The organism is Microbispora sp. H11081 (genome assembly GCF_012999535.1).
Lineage (GTDB): Bacteria > Actinomycetota > Actinomycetes > Streptosporangiales > Streptosporangiaceae > Microbispora.
In genome coordinates this window covers 109,321-127,847 of the sequence record NZ_JABBWV010000009.1, presented here as the reverse complement: position 1 = coordinate 127,847, position 18,527 = coordinate 109,321, and the positions used below count along the sequence as shown (strand labels likewise).

The window sequence follows — 18,527 nt, the reverse complement described above, 5'->3', positions numbered from 1 at the left end:
GTCCCGGCCTTCCCGGTCCTGTCGGTCTTCCCGGTCCTCCCGGTCAGGAACGGCGGAACAGGCCACGGCGGCGCGGCGTCTCCGCCTCCTCGGGCTGTGGCGGTGCCGCCGCCGGCCGAGTGGTCCGCGGCGCGGCGGCGACGGCCGGTTTCGCCGCCGGCGCCGGGCTCTGGTCGAACTCGCTCGCCGCGGCGTGCCGTACGCCGTGCGTCTGGGCGATCACGTCAGCCCGGTCCTCGCCCGGCCGGGCGAGCAGGAGGGCCCGCGCGGCGGCCTCGGTCCGCTCCAGGGTGGCGGTGCCTCCTGCGGGCAGCCGCACGACCAGCAGGCCGATCCGCTCCTCCAGCATGGCCTTGACCGCACGCTCCAGCAGCGCGGGCGGGGGAGGGGCGTCGACGGGCGCGGTGTAGCGGAAGGGCACCGGCGCCGCCGTCGGCGCGGCCCGCTCCGCGAACCGCACCCGCGTGTCGTGCCCGAACGCCGCCCGCACCAGGGCGAGGTCGAACGCCTCGGTGCCCGGCGCCCATCGGCGTCCTTCGTCGAGCAGCCCCCACGGACCGGTCAGCGTCACCACGACGTCGGTGAGGGCGCCGCGCAGCACCGCGTCGACCGCCGCGACGACGCTCCGCTCACCGGCCCCCGTCACGTCGAAGACCACCTCGACGTACGGCACGAGCCAGCGCCTGCCCGGCTCCTTGCGCAGGTCACGGCGGAGCGGGACCCGGTGCGCCAGGTGGGTCTCGACGAGCCGGACGATCGACCTGCCGTGCTCGCCGCGCTGCGCGGGCAGGCCGAGGTGCACGGCGCGGGCCGCGGAGTCGGGGACGAACACCGCCCCCGCCTGGGCGAGCCGGTAGGCGAACTCGGTGTCCTGGCCGCGCACCACCTCGGGATCGAAGCCGCGGACCTCGTCGAGCAGGGCCCGCCGCAGCGACACCGTCGGCCCGGTGCACACCTGGTAGGGGTTCTTGCTGGCCCGCAGGCCGTCGAGACGCCGGATGGTCTCCTCGGTCGAGCTGGACACCAGCGCCGAGGGGTCGAACAGGTCCTCGGGCGAGCCCTGCCGTACGGCGTCGCGCACCTGCTCGGGGGTGAGCGGGCGCTCCTCGGCGAACTTCTTGCCGCCGATCGTGACGACGTAGTCGGTGAGGTGCTGCCAGCGGAACAGCGCCTCCAGGTGCTCGCGCGAGATCACCATGTCGGCGTCGAGCCGCTGGACGATCTCGCCCTCGGCCGCGGCGATCCCGGCGTTCATCGCGTGCCCGGCGCCCCATCCGCCGTCCGGGGCCGCGACGATCCGCGTGTTCTCGGGGCGCAGTTCCGGCAGGCGCAGGGGCGGATCGCTGCGGTCGTCGACCACGATCACCTCGGTGAGGTGCGCGGGATAGGTCTGCGCGGACAGCGCGGCCAGCGTCAGGTCGAGCCGGGACTGCCCGCCGTGGGCGGGGATGACGACACTCGCGCTGAGCGTGGGGGTCCAGCCGCCGAGGGGCGGCGGAGTGAGCGGAGAGTAGTCGTTGTGGCGGATCCTCGGCCGGGGCTCATCGCCCGTCAGGTGGGCCAATCCTCGTCCTTGTCAGCGATGGTCAACAGGCGGCTCCACCCTAGCGAAACCAGGCGACATTTCCCTAAGGTGGCGCCCACTATGTCCATTTGGTGGACGACGGAGTCCGCACGTCAGACGGTTGGCCGTAGACTCGGTGACCGATACCCCTGGTGACACGCGCGTGCGCGCGTGGGAGGAGCGACCGATGTTCAGGGCTTGGCGTGGCCTGATCGAGGAGTACCGCGACCGTCTTCCGGTCTCCACGACGACGCCCGTGGTGACCCTGCTCGAGGGCGGCACGCCGCTCGTCCCCGCCAGGCGGGTGTCCGAGATCACGGGCTGTGACGTCTATCTCAAGGTCGAAGGGCTCAACCCGACCGGCAGCTTCAAGGACCGCGGCATGACCGTGGCGATCAGCAAGGCCGTCGAGGAGGGCGCCCAGGCGGTCATCTGCGCGTCCACGGGCAACACCAGCGCCTCCGCCGCCGCCTACGCCGTACGCGCCGGGCTGACCTGCGCCGTCCTCGTGCCGCGCGGGAAGATCGCCATGGGCAAGCTCGCCCAGGCGCTGGTGCACGGCGCCAAGCTGCTCCAGGTCGAGGGCTCGTTCGACGACTGCCTGGAGATGACCAGGAAGCTCGCGGAGACGTACCCGATCGCGCTGGTCAACTCCGTCAACCCGCACCGCCTGCAGGGTCAGAAGACGGCGGCCTTCGAGATCGTCGACGCGCTCGGCGACGCGCCCGACGTCCACTGCATCCCGGTCGGCAACGCCGGCAACATCTCGGCCTACTGGATGGGCTACAAGGAGTACGCCGACGACGGTGTGGCCACAACCCGGCCGCGAATGCTGGGATTCCAGGCGAGCGGCGCGGCGCCGCTGGTCGGCGGCAGCCCGGTGACCCACCCGCAGACGATCGCCACGGCGATCAGGATCGGCAACCCCGCCTCGTGGCGGCTCGCCGAGGCCGCGCGCGACGAGTCGGGCGGGGACATCCAGGCCGTGACCGACCGCCAGATCGCCGCGGCGTACAAGCTGCTCGCGCAGGAGGAAGGCGTGTTCGTCGAGCTCGCCTCCGCCGCGAGTGTCGCGGGCCTGCTCCAGACGCACGAGCAGGGTCTGCTCGCGCCGGGGCAGCGGGTCGTGTGCACCGTGACGGGCAACGGCCTGAAGGATCCCGACTGGGCCATCTCCGGCGCTCCCTCGCCGGTGACGATCCCGATCGACGCCTACGCCGCCGCGGCCGCGCTCGGACTGGCCTGACCGGCCATCTCGTTCCCGCCCATCAAAGGGTTCAGGTGAAGAATTGACGGACAGTCGTGGCGTTGTCGTGCGCGTGCCGGCGACGAGCGCCAACCTCGGCCCCGGCTTCGACAGCCTCGGCCTCGCGCTCGACCTGTACGACGAGGTCGAGGCCGAGCTGACGGGATCCGGGGTGCGGATCACCGTGGAGGGCCAGGGCGCCGGTGAGCTGGACGAGGGCGAGGGCCACCTCGTCGTCAGGACCATGCGCGCCGCGTTCGACCGCATGGGGGTCGCCCAGCCGGACGGAATCGCGCTGCGCTGCCACAACCGCATTCCGCACGCGCGAGGGCTCGGCTCGTCGTCCGCCGCGATCTGCGCGGGCATTCTCGCCGCCCGCGCGCTCGCGCGCGGGCGCGACGCGGGCGACCTGTCGGACACCGAGGTGTTCGCGCTGGCCACAGAGCTGGAGGGGCATCCCGACAACGTGGCGCCGTGCCTCGCGGGCGGACTCACCATCGCCTGGACGGACCAGTCCGGGACGGCGAGTATGGTGAAACTGAGTCCGCACGAGGACATCCGGCCGGTGGTGTTGATCCCGGATTTCCGGTTGTCCACGGAGGAGGCTCGGGGGCTGCTGCCGAAGGACGTGCCACATTCGGACGCGGCGGCCAACGCGGGGCGGGCGGCTCTGCTCGTCGCGGCGCTCACCTGGAGGCCGGAACCGGATCTCCTGCTCGCCGCCACCGAAGACCGTCTGCACCAGGGGTACCGCGCGCCCGCGATGCCGCGTACCGCCGAACTGGTACGTCGGCTCCGCGAAGCCGGGGTGCCCGCCGTCGTCTCGGGGGCCGGTCCTACGGTTCTCGCGTTGACGACACGGGACACCAAGGATTTGATCGCACCAGAAGTGGGTAATGACTGGCACATCCAGCCAATGAACGTCGACCCACTTGGTGCGTTCGTTCGGTTTCCCGAGACACGCTGATGCTTCTTCGACCTTCAGGGAATAGCTGTGCGCGCTGGTGATGTTAGGCTGATAGCCGCACCAGGTGCCCCCGTGTTGGGTGCGTGCTTGTCATTCGCACATCGCTGCACTTCGCCTCGCGTCCTTCGACGCGGGCAGGGCGATTTCCCCGGAACCGTTTCCTCCAGTCGGCACACCTTCGGGTGGCATGGCCGGGGGCAACGCTCTCGGAGACATGCGCGTTCGAACCACCAAGACATCTGGTCGGTGGCGGCAATCCGGGGGATCGCCCCCGGGCACCTACCGCTCGCGAATCCCGAGAGTCATCGACACATGAGATTCGCGAAGCCCGACCCGGTCTGTCCCGCCGGGTCGCATCACCGGGACGCCTGGACGCACGATTCTGGCGCCCGACCCCTGGGAAGGACCCTTAGTTGAGCGACACCACCGAACTCCTCTCCGACGGCCAGGCCGCCGGCGACACCCCCACTTCCGCCCCGGCCCGTACGCGACGTCGCTCCGGCACCGGCCTGGCCGGGATGGTGCTCCCCGAGCTCCAGGCCCTGGCGACCAGCCTCGGCATCACCGGGACCGGACGGATGCGCAAGAGCCAGCTCATCGCGGCCATCCAGGAGAAGCAGGGCGGATCGGGAGAGACCGCAGCCGAGCCGAAGGCCGTCGCGGAAGCGCCCGCCGTCGCGGAGCGCCCCGCCCGTGGCCGCAGGGAACGTTCCCGCGCCGCAGCGGCGCCGGCGCCCGAGGCCGCGCCCGTCACGCCCGCCGCCGAGCCCGCCGTCGTGGCCCGCGAGGAGCGTCCCGTGGTCGAGGCCGCGCCCGTCGTGTCCGCCGAGGCCGCGCAGAACGGCGTCGCCGCCGTCGCCGAGCCGCAGGCCGAGGCCGCCGCGTCCGAGACCCGCGCCGAGCGGCCGGAGCGCGGAGACCGCCGCGAGCGCCGTACGCGCGGTGAGCGGGGTGAGCGGGGTGAGCGGGGCCGCGAGCGCGACGGCCGTGACCAGCGTGGCGACCAGCGCGGTGACCAGCGTGGCGACCAGCGCGCCGCCGACGCGGGGGACGGCGGCCAGGGCCGTCGTGACCAGCAGGGCCGCGGTGACAGCCGCGCCGACGGACGAGACGGCCGAGATGGCCGCGACGGGCGTGACCGTGACGGCCGCGACGGCCGTACGGACACCCGCGCCGACGGCAAGGGCGACCAGCAGGGCGACGACAGCCGCGGGCGCCGTGGCCGTTTCCGCGAGCGCGGACGCCGCGGGCGTGACCGCTTCGAGAGCAACGAGCCGGTGATCAGCGAGGACGACGTCCTGATCCCGATCGCGGGCATCCTCGACATCCTCGACAACTACGCCTTCGTGCGGACCAGCGGCTACCTGCCCGGCGCGAACGACGTGTACGTCTCCCTCGCCCAGATCCGCCGCAACGGCCTGCGCAAGGGCGACGTCATCACCGGCGCCGTGCGGCAGCCGAGGGACGGCGAGCGGCGCGAGAAGTTCAACGCCCTCGTCCGCCTCGACACCGTCAACGGGATGGACCCGGAGCAGGCCCGTCAGCGGCCCGACTTCAACAAGCTCACGCCGCTCTACCCGCAGGAGCGCCTGCGCCTGGAGACCGAGCCGAACGTCCTGACCACGCGGATCATCGACCTCGTCTCGCCGATCGGCAAGGGGCAGCGCGGCCTGATCGTGTCGCCGCCCAAGGCGGGCAAGACCATGGTGCTCCAGGCGATCGCCAACGCGATCACGCGCAACAACCCCGAGTGCCACCTGATGGTCGTGCTCGTGGACGAGCGTCCCGAAGAGGTCACCGACATGCAGCGGTCGGTCAAGGGCGAGGTCATCCACTCGACCTTCGACCGCCCGGCCGAGGACCACACGACCGTCGCCGAGCTCGCCATCGAGCGGGCCAAGCGGCTGGTGGAGCTGGGGCACGACGTCGTCGTCCTGCTCGACTCGATCACCCGTCTCGGACGCGCCTACAACCTGGCGGCGCCCGCGAGCGGCCGCATCCTGTCCGGTGGTGTCGACTCGACGGCGCTCTACCCGCCGAAGCGGTTCTTCGGCGCCGCCCGCAACATCGAGAACGGCGGCTCGCTGACGATCCTCGCCACGGCTCTCGTCGAGACCGGCTCCAAGATGGACGAGGTCATCTTCGAGGAGTTCAAGGGCACCGGCAACATGGAGCTCAAGCTCAACCGGTCGCTGGCGGACAAGCGCATCTTCCCGGCGGTGGACGTGGACGCGTCCGGCACCCGTAAGGAAGAGATCCTCATGGCGAAGGACGAGCTGTCCATCGTCTGGAAGCTCCGCCGGGTCCTGCACGCCCTGGACATGCAGCAGGCGCTGGAGCTCCTTCTCGAGAAGATGAAGGAGACCAAGTCCAACGCCGAGTTCCTGCTCCAGGTGCAGAAGACCACCGTGAGCAGCGACCGCGACTGACGCCCGTACGGCCGGCATTCGCTCGACCGGCGCCCCGGACGGCCACGCCGTCCGGGGCGCCGCCGTTTCCTCCAAAGGCGGCCCGCGTGGCAGCCGCGACCAGCGCGTTCTCCCCGGGGAATAGCGCATGGCCTGGGATGGTTGGAGGATCTGGCACACTGGTAGCCGAACCGCAGCGGTACCGGTTCCCGCGCCGCGCATCATGGTGTGCCGATGCGCGCAGGCCGTGACAGACGGAGCGACCCGGCGACCGCGCCTAGCGATAGGACTGAGACATGAAGCCCGACATCCACCCGGAGTACGTGGTCACCAATGTGACCTGCACCTGTGGAAACTCCTTCACCACCCGTAGCACGGCGAAGAACGGCGTGATCCACGCCGACGTCTGCTCCGCCTGCCACCCGTTCTACACGGGCAAGCAGAAGATCCTCGACACCGGTGGCCGGGTGGCGCGCTTCGAGAAGCGCTTCGGCAAGAAGGCCCAGAGCAAGTAGCTCCTCCGGCACGCCGGCTCGGGGGCGCCCCTCTTGGGGCGTCTCCGGGTCGGCGTTCTTGGTGATTACGGCCTTTACCGAGGAGCTTGAGCAAAGGAGTGTGCGGTGAACCTCGACGAGATCATGAGTGAGTACGCGGATCTGGAACTGCGGCTCGCCGACCCCGCCGTGCACGCCGACCAGAGCAAGGCGCGGACGTACGGCAAGCGCTACGCCGTGCTCACGCCGATCGTCACGACGTACCGGGAGCTCGAAGGCGTACGGCAGGACCTCGCGGCCGCGCGCGAACTCGCGGCGGAGGACCCGGCGTTCGCGGAGGAGGCGGCCGAGATGGAGGGCCGCATCCCGGTGCTGGAGGAGAAGCTCACCCGGCTGCTGGTGCCGCGCGACCCCAACGACGACAAGGACGTCATCATGGAGATCAAGGCGGGCGAGGGCGGCCAGGAGTCCGCGCTGTTCGCCGGAGATCTTCTGCGGATGTACCTCAGGTACGCCGAGCGGATCGGCTACAAGACGGAGATCATCGACGCGCAGCACTCCGACCTCGGCGGCTACAAGGACGTCACCGTCGCCATCAAGGGCAGGGACGGCGTCTGGTCGCGGCTCAAGTTCGAGGGCGGCGTGCACCGCGTGCAGCGGGTGCCGGTGACCGAGTCGCAGGGCCGCATCCACACCTCCGCCGCCGGAGTGCTCGTCTATCCGGAGGCCGAGGACGTCGACGTCCAGATCGACCCCAACGACCTGCGCATCGACGTGTTCCGCTCCAGCGGCCCCGGCGGGCAGAGCGTCAACACGACCGACTCGGCCGTGCGGATCACGCACCTGCCGACCGGTGTCGTCGTCTCCTGCCAGAACGAGAAGAGCCAGCTCCAGAACAAGGAGTCGGCGCTGCGCATCCTGCGCGCCAGGCTCCTCGCGATCGCGCAGGAGGAGGCCGACGCCGCGGCGATGGCCGAGCGCAAGTCGCAGGTGCGCACGGTCGACCGCTCGGAGCGGATCCGCACCTACAACTTCCCGGAGAACCGCATTTCGGATCACCGTGTGGGCTTCAAGGCCTACAACCTGGATCAAGTCCTGGACGGCGATCTCGACGCGGTGATACAGGCTTTGCTCGACGCGGAACTCGCGGAGAAGCTGGCCGCTCATTCATGAGCCGATCGCGAGCCTGATGAGGGGACGATGGGAGAAGCGGTGATGGACGTGGGTCCGCAGACGAGCGTGGGGCCTTCCGGCCGCCCACCCGCCCAGGACCGGGTTTCCCCACGCCACGCCGCGACGACCGCGCCTTAAGAGACCATGACCTTCCTGCTTGACGAAATCGCCCTCGCCACCGCCCGGCTCGCCGAGGCGGGAGTGCCGTCACCGCGTACGGACGCCGAGGAGATCGCGGCCTTCGTGCACGGCGTCCCGCGCGGCATGCTGCACACGGTCAAGGACGCCGACTTCGACGCGCGGTTCTGGGAGGGCGTCGCCCGGCGCGAGGCGCGCGAACCCCTGCAGCACATCACCGGCCGGGCCTATTTCCGCTACCTCTCGCTGGAGGTGGGCCCGGGCGTGTTCGTGCCCAGGCCGGAGACCGAGGTGGTGGCGGGCTGGGCGATCGACCGGCTCCGCGAGATGGACGTCACCTCACCCGTCGTGGTCGACCTCGGCACCGGTTCCGGGGCCATCGCGCTGTCGATCGCGCAGGAGGTCGCGCTGGCGCAGGTGCACGCCGTCGAGATCGACCCCGTGGCGTACGGCTGGGCCAGGCGCAACATCCTCGAACACGGCCAGGGCCGCACCACCCTGCACCCGGAGGACCTGGCCGACTGCCTGCCCGAGCTGAACGGCCAGGTGGACCTGGTCATCTCCAACCCGCCGTACATTCCGCCTGGAGCGATCCCACGCGACCCCGAGGTGCGCGACTACGATCCCTCCCGGGCTCTGTACGGGTCGGGTGAGGACGGCTTGGACGAGGTGCGGGCCGTCGAGCGCACGGCGCGGCGGCTGCTGCGGCCGGGCGGGTTCGCCGTGGTCGAGCACGCCGACCAGCAGGGCAACGCCGTGTACTGGCTTTTCTCCGAGGAGAACGGCTGGCGCGACGTGCGGTTGCGCCAGGACCTGACCGGCAGGGACCGGTTCGTCACGGCGCGGCTGACCCAGGATTGAACTCGAACGTCCGGCGAACGGCCAGATGGCGGCGGAGCCGGGCGGAACACGTGGAAGGATGGCTTCGTGAGCCGACGGTTTGACTGTGCCGACGAGATCGAGCGGATGACCGGACTGGCGGAGGCGACCGCGGCGGTACGGCGGGGCGAGCTCGTGGTGCTGCCCACCGACACCGTCTACGGGATCGGCGCCGACGCCTTCACCCCCTCCGGCGTCACCGCCCTGCTGGAGGCGAAGGGTCGCGGCAGGGACATGCCCGTGCCCGTCCTCGTGGGCACCGTACGCGCCGCCAACGCGCTCGTGGAGAGCCTCGGGACGTACGGCCAGGACCTGGTGGACGCCTTCTGGCCTGGGCCGCTCACGCTCATTCTCAGGGCCAACCGGTCGCTGTCGTGGGACCTCGGTGACACGAAGGGGACGGTCGCCGTCCGCATGCCGCTGCACCAGGTCGCGCTGGATCTCCTCAAGGAGACGGGCCCGATGGCGGTCTCCAGCGCCAACCGGTCCGGCAACCCGCCCGCCACCACGGCCGACGAGGCACAGGAGCAGCTCGGGGACTCGGTGGAGGTGTACCTCGACGGCGGTCGCTGCGACGACAACGTGCCGTCCACGATCGTCGACCTGACCACCGCGGTGCCCCGGGTGCTGCGCAAGGGCGCGATCCCGATCGACAAGATCCGGAACGTCGTCGGGTACCTCGCGACCGAGGAGTGACCGGGCGCCGAGCGTGCGTCTCATGATGTGAGACGACCTGGTGGGCTCTGACCAGGGTCATCGATGCCGTCTGGCTATCGGGCTTCTTTACTGACGTCGCCCCGGCTACCGTGAAGTGCGCCGATATCTCTGTGGAGGCGCGCCCATGGCCAAGCTCGACGGGATGGATCCGAAGCTCGTCCGTGAGTTGCTGTCGGAGGTTCAGCAGGCCGCCCGGCAGATGGACGGCATCGAGGCCCGGGTGGCCCAGCTGACGCGTACAGCCGGTGTCTCCGTGCACGTGACCCATCGGCCGTCCCAGGTCGCCGACGCGTGCTCGACCATGGTCAAGGACGTCACCAACCGTGTGGTTCTGCTGGAGAAGAAGGAGAAACAGCAGAGCGCGGGCAAGACGCCCACGGCCAACGCCTCGTTCACCGAGGAGAGGGACACCACCGCGCCCGCGGACGACCCGGTGCGGCCCGGCGCGCAGGACGACAAGAGCGGTGCCAAGCCCGACCACAAGCCCGACGCCAAGTCCGACCACAAGGCGGATCACAAGTCCGACGCGAAGACGGACGACCACAAGGCCGACGGCAAGGCGGACAGCAAGTCCGAGGGTAAGTCCGAAGGCAAGTCGGAAAGTAAGCCGGAAGGCAAGTCCGAGGGCAAGGCGGCGCACGACAAGCAGGACGCGCCCCGCGCGTCCTCGCACGGGAGCGCTTCTGGCGAGTCCGGCGCGGCGGGGAAGGGCGAGACCTCCCATCGGGCGCACAGCGCCACGGACGGCACGGCCCGGGCGAACGGCGGCGGAAGCCACGGTGTCGCCGAGGGGGAACTCGCAGCCAAGCCCCGCGGCACCGTCGAGGGATCTCTGGCGCAGATGCCCGCCTCGACGCACAACCCCGCACACACCGCCGACGACGGTGGTACGGCGACGCGCGCGGGTGCTGGAGCGGGTGCGGGAGCGGCCCAGGACACGGGCGTCCGCCAGGTGCAGCAGCCCACCGGCCAGGGCCAGCCGGTCGGCGAGGGCCAACCCACCGGCCAGGTTCAGCCCACCGGCCAGGGCCAGCCGGTCGGCGGGAGTCCGATCGCCGGCCAGGACGAGCCCCTCGGCATCGGCCAGGATCGGGGCGCGGGCCAGACGACACAGCCGGTCGGCGCAGATCAGGGCGCAGACCAGGGCGCAGGTCAGGGTGTGGGGCAGGACCAGGGCGCGGCCCAGGGGCAGAGTCCGGCTCAGGCGCAGGGCGCGGCCGAGGCGCAGCAGCCGGTCGGCGACGGCGGTGGCGCCGCTCAGAACCAGACCGGTGGACAGCATCAGCCAGTTGCCCAGGGGCAGGACCAGAGTTCCGCACAAGGCGCGCCGGTCGGGTCCAAGGCGGCGGGGGAGCAGCCCGCCAACGGCGGCAACGCGGGGCAGTTCTACGACACCCCCGGCAAGGATCACCCGGACGACATCGACCCCGCCGGCCGGCATGTGGCCGTCGTCGACGGCGTCAAGGTCGTCAGCACCCCGATGAACCAGCCCAGCGCCGATTACGTCCAGCCGACGGATGCCGCGGGAGCGGACGTACGGCCGGTGAGCGAGGGCGGCGCGCATCCGGACGGGCCCCCCGGGTTGGTGCCGCCCGCCGAGCCGACCAATCCCGCCGCGAAGCAGCCTCCCCAACCGGGCCTCGCGCCGGGAGACCCCATGGGCGCCTATGTCGGCACCCCCGCCGACAACCTTTCCGCCGAGCCGTACGGCCCGGGCGACCAGAACGCCGCGCAGGGCACACCAGCCGGAAACAACGCGGTGACCGCGAGTGCCGGTGGTCACGCGTACCCCGGTGACACGGTGGCGAGCGGTTCGGGGGTCACCCCGGCGCAACCTGTGGCGACGACCGAAGCGACCGTTGCGAACCCGGCGGGCCCCGGGGTTCCGTCCCATGCCGGGACCGGTGATGCGAGCGGCGCGACGACTGCGACAGGTGTGACCGGACCGACCGGTGCCGCGGCCGGTGCGACGCCGCCGGTGGACACTGCCGGCGTCGGCGGGGCGGGGCAGGCCACGACCACAGCGGCAACGCCCACGGGCACCGTCCACCCCACCGGCACCGTCAACCCCACCGGAACTGTCCACCCCACGGGCATGGTCGCCCCTGCCACGGGGGCCGTGTCCCCGGCGGTGACCGCCGGTGCGGCCGACGGGGCGCCCGCGACATCTGCAACACCTGCGGCCCCCGGTGGAACGGGTACGGCGACGGGCGCCTTGCACGCGGTGGACGGTCTCGGGACCGGGCAGGCCGCTGATGCGACAGGCACGGCGACAGGCAACCTGAACGCGGCCGGTACACCGGTGGGCGGGTCAGGCCACGTGGCCGGGACAGTGGGAGCCGCAGCCGCGACGGGCACCGGTGGCGATGCCGCGACGGGCCACACCGGGACGAACGTTGCAGGCGACAGGGCCGACGGCGCGACCGGCGCGAACGGGCGCGTGTGCGACAACGACGCCGTCACGGGTACGACCGGGCCGGCCCGGGAGGACTCCGGCATGCGTGCCCCGAGCGCTCACACCCCGGACGCGCATGGCACGGCCTCGAATGGCACGGGCTCGAATGGTTCGGGCTCGAACGGCTCGGCGCACGGGCCGGGCACGCATGGCGCTGGGACGCACGGCGCTGGCACACACGGCGCCGGGACGCACAATTCTGGGACGCACGGCGGCGGAGCCCACCATGCCCCGGGTGCTCACGGCCCAGGCGCTCACAGCGCGGACGCGCACGGCTCGGCGCACGGGCCTGGAACCCATGGCGGTGGAGGTCATGCTCCGGGCGCTCATGCTCCTGGCGCTCATGCTCAGGGCACGCATGGCGCGGGCTTCCACGGGGCGGCCGATGGCAGGGCGGGGGCTCCGGACACGGGCCAGGCGCCCGATCCCCGATCGTTCGCCGCCGCGCAGCCCGGAGACGCGCTCACCTACCCCGCCCGCCAATCCGGTGACGAGGCCGTGCCGCGCATGCCGGTGGACCACCATCGGGACATCGGGCCCGTGGACATGCCGGACGTCCGCGTCCCGATCCCGGAGAAGGAGTGGGATGAGGGCGACTGGGCGGACAGGAAGGTCCAGCCCGACGGGCCCGCCGACGGCGTCGAGGTTGTCGAGATCCGTATGCCGGGTCCGGAGAAGTGAGCATGAGAGCACGAGCGACACCGTCCGGGCGGGGCGCGGTGCGGGGTGACCTGCCGAGGGACACCGGTGCGCACCCCGCCGGCATCCCCGCCGTGGCGCACGCGACGACCCATGCCGGCGCTCTCGCCGGATTCGCACAGGAGGCGCGATCGTGAGCTTTGTCGACCCGCCGGCGCCCACTCCGCTGCAGCCTGGGGAAACCCCGCCCGCGCCGTCGAGCACCGACCTGCTCTCTCCCGGCGGGCAGCCGACGGGGTGGGTGTTCAACCCGGAATACCAGAAGCTCGTGGACCTGTGGCTACAGGTGGTCCCGCTGATGGACCAGCTCACCAAGTCCCTGGACAAGCCGTACGAGATGGCGCGGAGCAGGGACGTGTGGGACGCTCCGGTCGCCGGCCGGTACGTCCAGGACATCGGCGAATGGCGCAGCCGGCTCGGCATGTACCGCCAGGCGGTGCTGACGGCCATCAGTGATCAGGCGGCCGACACGCCGCGCTGGATTCCGAGCAGGACGGGTGCACCGCACGCCTTCACGTCCTGACGCGCTGCACGTGCCGTCCGCACCGCGCTGACCTCGGTGCTGCCCGGCACGTACGCCGTACGCGACAGAGGGCCGGCCACGCCGAGCGGATCGGCGCGGACCGGGTCAGACACAAGCCGGCCAGACACAGGTCGGCCAGACACAAGCCGGCGCCGCGACCGTCACGTCCGGGACCGTCACGTCCGGGACCAGCGGGCGCGCCCTCTGCCGTGACCCCTGTGGGGACATGTTCGGGAGGAGATGACGGAGACCGGGTCTCCCGTCGCCGGGGCCATCCGGCAGTCCGGTGCGATAACGTCGATCCTCGAACGGGTAAAGGGGCTGACCGCGACGCATCCGGGATATCCCCGTTAGGGATAGGGCGATCTATGTCTTTTGCCCGTCACAACTGATCCGCCTATCCAGGAAACTAGGTCCGTGCGCGAATATCTCCTCTTGGCGCTCGTGGCGGCTGCGGTGACGTACCTGCTGGTGCCGCCGGTCAGGGCGTTCGCGCTGCGCATCGGCGCGGCGCCCGAGGTGCGGGAGCGGGACGTGCACACGGTGCCCACTCCACGGCTGGGCGGGCTCGCGATGTTCGGCGGGATGGCGGCGGCCCTGCTGGTGGCGACGAAACTGCCCTATGTCGGCGGCGCGTTCGGCAGCGGCCAGACGGGAAAGACGGTGGTCGCCCTCCTCGCCGCCGGCGGCCTGATCGTCCTCGTCGGATTCCTGGACGACTGGCTCGGCATGGACGCGCTGGTCAAGCTTGGCGGCCAGATCGCGGCGGGTGGCTTGCTCGTCTATTTCGGGATGTACCTGCAGTTCCTGCCCATGCCGCAGTCTATGGGCGGTTCCCAGGCCCTCGACACCACCCTGCGCACGATCCTCACCATCATGATCGTCGTCGTCGTGATCAACGCGGTGAACTTCGTCGACGGTCTGGACGGCCTGGCCGCGGGCATCGTCGGGATCGCCGCGATGGCGACCTTCGCCTACTCGATCGTGCTACAGCAGACCGCCAGCGGGTCGCGGATCAACGGGACCGCCGCCATCGCGGCGATCCTCATCGGGATGTGCGCCGGCTTCCTGCCGCACAACTTCAACCCCGCCAAGATCTTCATGGGCGACACCGGCGCCATGCTGATCGGCCTGCTCCTCGCCGCGTCCCTCATCACGAGCCTGTCGTCGGTCGAGCCGGACGCGGTGGTCGGCAAGATCAACCGATTCCCGGTGATCCTGCCGCTGGTGCTGCCGATCGCGGTGGTGGTGCTGCCGCTGGCCGACCTCATCCTGGCGGTCGTACGCCGGACGTCGGCCGGGATGTCCCCGTTCGCCCCCGACCGCGGCCACCTGCACCACCGCATGCTCGACATCGGCCACTCCCACCGGCGCAGTGTGCTGATCATGTACGCCTGGACGTTCCTGTTCGCCTTCGCGATCGTCGGCCTGTCGATCGGCGGCGTGCCGCTCATCCTGTTCCCGCTGACGATCGTCCTCGCGGTGGCGGTGCTCGTCGTCATGGGCCTGCCCAGGTGGCGGTCGCGCCGTGTCGCCGCCAAGGAGCAGAAGACCGACCAGGCGGCCGAAGCCCGCCCGGCGGGCCGCGCCGTCATGGAGCACGACACGCTCGTCTTCCCCGTCGTCCCCCCGCCGGCCCCTCCCGTCACCCCGGGCCAGGCGGCTCCCACCGGTCCGGGCGCCCCCGGCAGGCTGCCCGCTCAGGGACGGCATCCCTATCCGGGTCAGGGCGCCGCGGACGCCCCCGGCGTTCCTCCGACCACCTCCCGGGCCGACACCGGCACCTTCCGCTGAGCCCGTCCTCGCAGGTCGTGACGACCCGAAACGCCTGGTAAAGGTGGCACTCCGGAGCTTGTGATAGCTTTCACTAGCAAGGGACGGGGCCAATGACGTCCCGGCAGGTAGCAATCGCTCGTTTGACAATCGATCTGGAGTCCCATGCAGGCCAACGACGTGCGCGTTCTCAAGGGCGCCGCCGTGCCGACCTTGATCGTCGGTCTCCTCGCCGCGGTCGTCGCGGTGCTCACGACCGGGGTCAAGGGTGCGCTGGGCGCCGGTATCGGTCTTCTTCTGGTCGCGGTCTTCTTCACCGTCGGCCTGGTCGTCGTCTCCTGGGCCGGCCGGATCTCGCCGATGGCGATGATGACGGCCGCCGTGCTCGGCTACGTCGTCAAGGTCCTCGCGATCATGGCGATGCTGAACGCCTTCGACGGCACCACCGCCTTCGACTCCCGGGTGTTCGCGCTGAGCGTCATCGGTTGCACGCTCGCCTGGACCGTCGGCGAGATGCGCGGGTTCATGAAGCTCAAGATGCTCTATGTGGAGCCTGAGGCGAAGGTTCCCGGGCAGGGTCCCTCATGACCACGCGTACGGGGCAGCCCGATATGACTAGTCCGCATGGCTACTGCTATCGTCGTGCCCGCGATGAGCGAACAGGAGCGCAGGCCCGAGACCGACGGCCGCGACTTCGCCGACGCCGCCTGGTCAGTCCCGAGCTATCTGCTGTCGGGGATCCTGATCTGGGGCGGCCTCGGCTGGTTGCTGAGCTGGTGGACCGGCGTGCATGCGTTCATCCCCATAGGCGTCGTTCTCGGGGTCGGGCTGGCTGCCTACCTCGTCTATCTGAAGTACGGCCGCTGACAGCCGGCCCGCTTCCCACGCTCTTCTGTTGACCCAATCGTTGAAGGGAACGCCCGTGCGCGAGCGTAGCGAACGGACGAACAAGCACATGCTTCGGGCATTCGGCCCTGAGCACGTAGGCGAGGTGGCCAAGTGACCCCCCTCATGCTCGTCGCCGAGGACTTCACGGCGCCGGGACCGTCCATCTTCGACTTCCCTCCGTTGTACGAGGGTGCGCCGACCTGGCTGACCAAGCCGGTGCTCATGGCGGTGCTCGGTGCCTTGGTGGTGTGCGCCCTCGCGTGGAGCGCCTTCGCCAACCCGAAGCTCGTGCCCCGGGGCATGCAGAACATCGGCGAGATGGGCTACCAGTTCGTCCGTGACCAGGTGGCCCGGCCGTTCCTCGGCAAGGACGCGGAGCGGTGGATGCCGCTGCTGCTGAGCCTGTTCTTCCTGATCCTGCTGTGGAACTTCTTCGGCGTCGTGCCGCTCATCCAGATCCCGGTCGCGTCGCACATCGCGTTCCCGGTGGTCTTCGCGGTCGTGATCTACGTGATCAAGATCTACCTGGGCATCAAGCACCAGGGTCTGGGCGGCTATTTCAAGAACATGATGTTCCCGCCGGGGCTGCCCAAGCCGATCTACGTGCTGCTGGCCCCGATCGAGTTCCTGTCGAACCTGATCATCGCGCCCTTCACGCACGCCGTCCGACTCTTCGCGAACATGTTCGCCGGACACCTGATCCTGGCCTTCTTCAGCGCCGTCGGCTTCTGGTTCCTCTTCGAGAAGCTGACCCCGCTCGGCGCGGGTCTGGGCGTGCTGGGCGTCGTCATGACGATCGGGATGACCGGCTTCGAGATGTTCATCCAGTTCCTGCAGGCGTTCCTGTTCACCATGCTGGCCGCCATGTACATCGGTGGCTCGCTGCACCCGGAACACTGACGGATCCCCTGAAACAGCCCCTGACGTAGACCCAGACCGGTGAGTGAGGCACTCACCGGCCGATCAGTAAAGGAAGAACACCAATGAGCGTTCTCGCTGAAGTCGCCGGCAACCTTGGCGCCATCGGTTACGGCCTCGCCGCCATCGGCCCCGGCATCGGCGTGGGCATCATCTTCGGTCAGGGCGTGCAGGCCATCGCCCGCCAGCCCGAGGCGTACGGCCTCATCCGCCAGAACATGCTGCTCGGCTTCGTTCTCACCGAGGCGCTGGCCCTCATCGGCCTCGTCGCCCCCTTCATCTACGGCTGACGTACCCACTCTGACGGAAGGCTGCACCTATGATTTCGGCAGCTAGCACCCTTGCGGCGGAGGCCAACAGCCCCCTTATGCCGCACGTCTACGAGCTGGTCGTCGGCAGCTTCGCCTTCCTCGTCGTCTTCCTCGTCGTCGGAAAGATCCTCACCCCGCGTATCCAGAAGACGCTGGCCGAGCGGACCGAGGCTATCGAGGGCGGCATCAAGAAGGCCGAGGACGCCCAGGCCGAAGCCCAGCGCACTCTGGAGCAGTACCGGGCTCAGCTCGCGGAGGCCCGCCAGGAGGCGGCCCGCCTGCGCGACGAGGCCCGGGAGCAAGGCGCCCAGATCAAGGCCGAGCTCCGCGAGGAGGCCCAGGCCGAGGCGCGGCGCATCATCGAGGCCGCCCACGCGCAGATCGAGGCCGACCGTCAGCAGGCGATCACCCAGCTGCGCGGCGAGATCGGGCGCCTGTCCACCGAGCTGGCGAGCCGCATCGTCGGTGAGTCGCTCGAGGACGAGGTCCGTCAGCGCCGCATCGTCGACCGGTTCCTCGAGGAGCTCGAGGGTCGTCCGGAGGCGGTTCGCTGATGCGCGGCCTCAGCAGGACCGCCCTCACGGAGGTCGAGGAGCGGTTCAACACCGCCGCCGCGACCGCCGACCTCGGCGCCCTCGCCGAGGAGCTGTTCGCTGTCGCCGACCTTTTCGACCGTGAGCACGGGCTGCGACGGGGACTTTCCGACCCCTCGCGCCCGGCCGCGCAGAAGGAGAGCGTCCTGCGCTCCCTGCTGCAGGGCAAGGTCGGTGACGCCGCGTTGGAGATCGCGGTCGCCGCCGTCAACGCCAAGTGGTCCAAGGCGGGCGACCTGCCGGACGCGCTGGAGCGCGTCGGCGTGATGTCCGCGGCCACAGAGGCCGAGTCGGAGCGCCGTCTCGACGACGTCGAGGACGAGCTGTTCCGCTTCGGCCGCATCCTCGCCGCCAACCCGCAGCTGCGCCGCGCGCTCAGCGACCCGGCCATTCCGGCCGAGCGCAAGAGCGAGCTGCTCGGCACGCTCCTCGGCGGGAAGGCCGCCTCCTCCACCGTCCGGCTCGTCACGCAGGCTGTTGTGCATCCGCGAGGACGTAGCCTGGAGTCGGCGCTCGAGGAGTTCGGCTGGATCGTCGCCCGGGCGCGCGAGCGCCTGGTGGGCGTGGTCCGCAGCGCGGTGCCGCTCACGCAGCAGCAGAAGCAGCGGCTCGCGGCCTGGCTGCGAGCCACCTACGGGCGAGACGTCCACCTGAACGTCGAGGTGGACCCGCGGGTGCTCGGTGGGTTCTCCGTGAGGGTCGGAGACGACTACATCGACACCACGATCGCCGGACGTATCGAAGAAGTCCGCCGCCGGTTGGCCGGCTGAGGCGAATAGGG

General features: G+C 70.7%; 18 protein-coding genes. 17 read left to right on the top strand and 1 reads right to left on the bottom strand.

Annotated features, from left to right (window positions below; genetic code table 11):
* Positions 1-43 precede the first annotated feature (43 nt).
* Positions 44-1,564, bottom strand: coding sequence for a glycosyltransferase family 2 protein (locus tag HHX31_RS22510; RefSeq protein ID WP_249346292.1), 1,521 nt, complete (start codon positions 1,562-1,564; stop codon positions 44-46).
* 187 nt (positions 1,565-1,751) lie between these two features.
* Between HHX31_RS22510 and thrC the strand changes: the two genes are divergently transcribed.
* The 17 genes from thrC to HHX31_RS22425 all read left to right on the top strand — a co-directional run bounded on the left by thrC (position 1,752) and on the right by HHX31_RS22425 (position 18,516).
* Positions 1,752-2,810, top strand: coding sequence for a threonine synthase (gene thrC / locus HHX31_RS22505; RefSeq protein ID WP_169950312.1), 1,059 nt, complete (start codon positions 1,752-1,754; stop codon positions 2,808-2,810).
* Positions 2,811-2,883: 73 nt separating this feature from the next.
* A complete protein-coding gene (gene thrB / locus HHX31_RS22500; RefSeq protein WP_311932175.1) occupies positions 2,884-3,777 on the top strand; it encodes a homoserine kinase in 894 nt (297 codons plus the stop codon).
* Between the two features lie 413 nt (positions 3,778-4,190).
* Complete coding sequence (gene rho / locus HHX31_RS22495; RefSeq protein ID WP_169950310.1) at positions 4,191-6,206, top strand: transcription termination factor Rho; 2,016 nt, start codon at positions 4,191-4,193, stop codon at positions 6,204-6,206.
* A gap of 275 nt (positions 6,207-6,481) precedes the next feature.
* Positions 6,482-6,700, top strand: a complete 219-nt coding sequence (gene rpmE, locus HHX31_RS22490) for a 50S ribosomal protein L31 (protein ID WP_169950309.1) — start codon at positions 6,482-6,484, stop codon at positions 6,698-6,700.
* A 105-nt stretch (positions 6,701-6,805) separates the two neighbouring features.
* Positions 6,806-7,852: a peptide chain release factor 1 gene (gene prfA, locus HHX31_RS22485; protein WP_169950308.1), complete on the top strand. Its 1,047-nt coding sequence runs from the start codon at positions 6,806-6,808 to the stop codon at positions 7,850-7,852.
* 144 nt (positions 7,853-7,996) lie between these two features.
* Positions 7,997-8,851 carry a peptide chain release factor N(5)-glutamine methyltransferase gene (gene prmC / locus HHX31_RS22480; protein WP_169950307.1) on the top strand — a complete coding sequence of 285 codons (855 nt, stop codon included), beginning with the start codon at positions 7,997-7,999 and terminating at the stop codon, positions 8,849-8,851.
* A 66-nt stretch (positions 8,852-8,917) separates the two neighbouring features.
* Complete coding sequence (locus HHX31_RS22475; RefSeq protein WP_169950306.1) at positions 8,918-9,565, top strand: L-threonylcarbamoyladenylate synthase; 648 nt, start codon at positions 8,918-8,920, stop codon at positions 9,563-9,565.
* A gap of 145 nt (positions 9,566-9,710) precedes the next feature.
* Positions 9,711-12,722, top strand: a complete 3,012-nt coding sequence (locus HHX31_RS22470) for a hypothetical protein (protein WP_169950305.1) — start codon at positions 9,711-9,713, stop codon at positions 12,720-12,722.
* 2 nt (positions 12,723-12,724) lie between these two features.
* Entirely contained in the window at positions 12,725-12,877 is a 153-nt protein-coding gene (locus tag HHX31_RS22465; protein ID WP_169950304.1) for a hypothetical protein, read from the top strand.
* Positions 12,874-13,263 carry a hypothetical protein gene (locus tag HHX31_RS22460; RefSeq protein ID WP_169950303.1) on the top strand — a complete coding sequence of 130 codons (390 nt, stop codon included), beginning with the start codon at positions 12,874-12,876 and terminating at the stop codon, positions 13,261-13,263. Before HHX31_RS22465 ends, HHX31_RS22460 begins: the two co-directional genes overlap by 4 nt.
* A 417-nt stretch (positions 13,264-13,680) precedes the next feature.
* Positions 13,681-15,057: an MraY family glycosyltransferase gene (locus HHX31_RS22455; RefSeq protein WP_311932166.1), complete on the top strand. Its 1,377-nt coding sequence runs from the start codon at positions 13,681-13,683 to the stop codon at positions 15,055-15,057.
* 144 nt (positions 15,058-15,201) lie between these two features.
* Entirely contained in the window at positions 15,202-15,624 is a 423-nt protein-coding gene (locus HHX31_RS22450) for a hypothetical protein (protein WP_169950302.1), read from the top strand.
* 36 nt (positions 15,625-15,660) lie between these two features.
* Positions 15,661-15,903: a hypothetical protein gene (locus HHX31_RS22445; RefSeq protein ID WP_249346291.1), complete on the top strand. Its 243-nt coding sequence runs from the start codon at positions 15,661-15,663 to the stop codon at positions 15,901-15,903.
* A gap of 132 nt (positions 15,904-16,035) precedes the next feature.
* Positions 16,036-16,824 (top strand): F0F1 ATP synthase subunit A, encoded by a 789-nt coding sequence (gene atpB / locus HHX31_RS22440; protein ID WP_311932165.1) that lies wholly within the window; start codon positions 16,036-16,038, stop codon positions 16,822-16,824.
* 83 nt (positions 16,825-16,907) lie between these two features.
* The gene (gene atpE / locus HHX31_RS22435; RefSeq protein WP_142571532.1) at positions 16,908-17,132 is read left to right on the top strand and encodes an ATP synthase F0 subunit C; all 225 of its coding nucleotides are present in this window, start codon (positions 16,908-16,910) and stop codon (positions 17,130-17,132) included.
* Positions 17,133-17,161: 29 nt separating this feature from the next.
* A complete protein-coding gene (locus HHX31_RS22430) occupies positions 17,162-17,707 on the top strand; it encodes a F0F1 ATP synthase subunit B (protein WP_169950301.1) in 546 nt (181 codons plus the stop codon).
* Complete coding sequence (locus HHX31_RS22425; protein WP_169950300.1) at positions 17,707-18,516, top strand: F0F1 ATP synthase subunit delta; 810 nt, start codon at positions 17,707-17,709, stop codon at positions 18,514-18,516. Before HHX31_RS22430 ends, HHX31_RS22425 begins: the two co-directional genes overlap by 1 nt.
* The last annotated feature ends 11 nt before the right edge of the window (positions 18,517-18,527 follow it).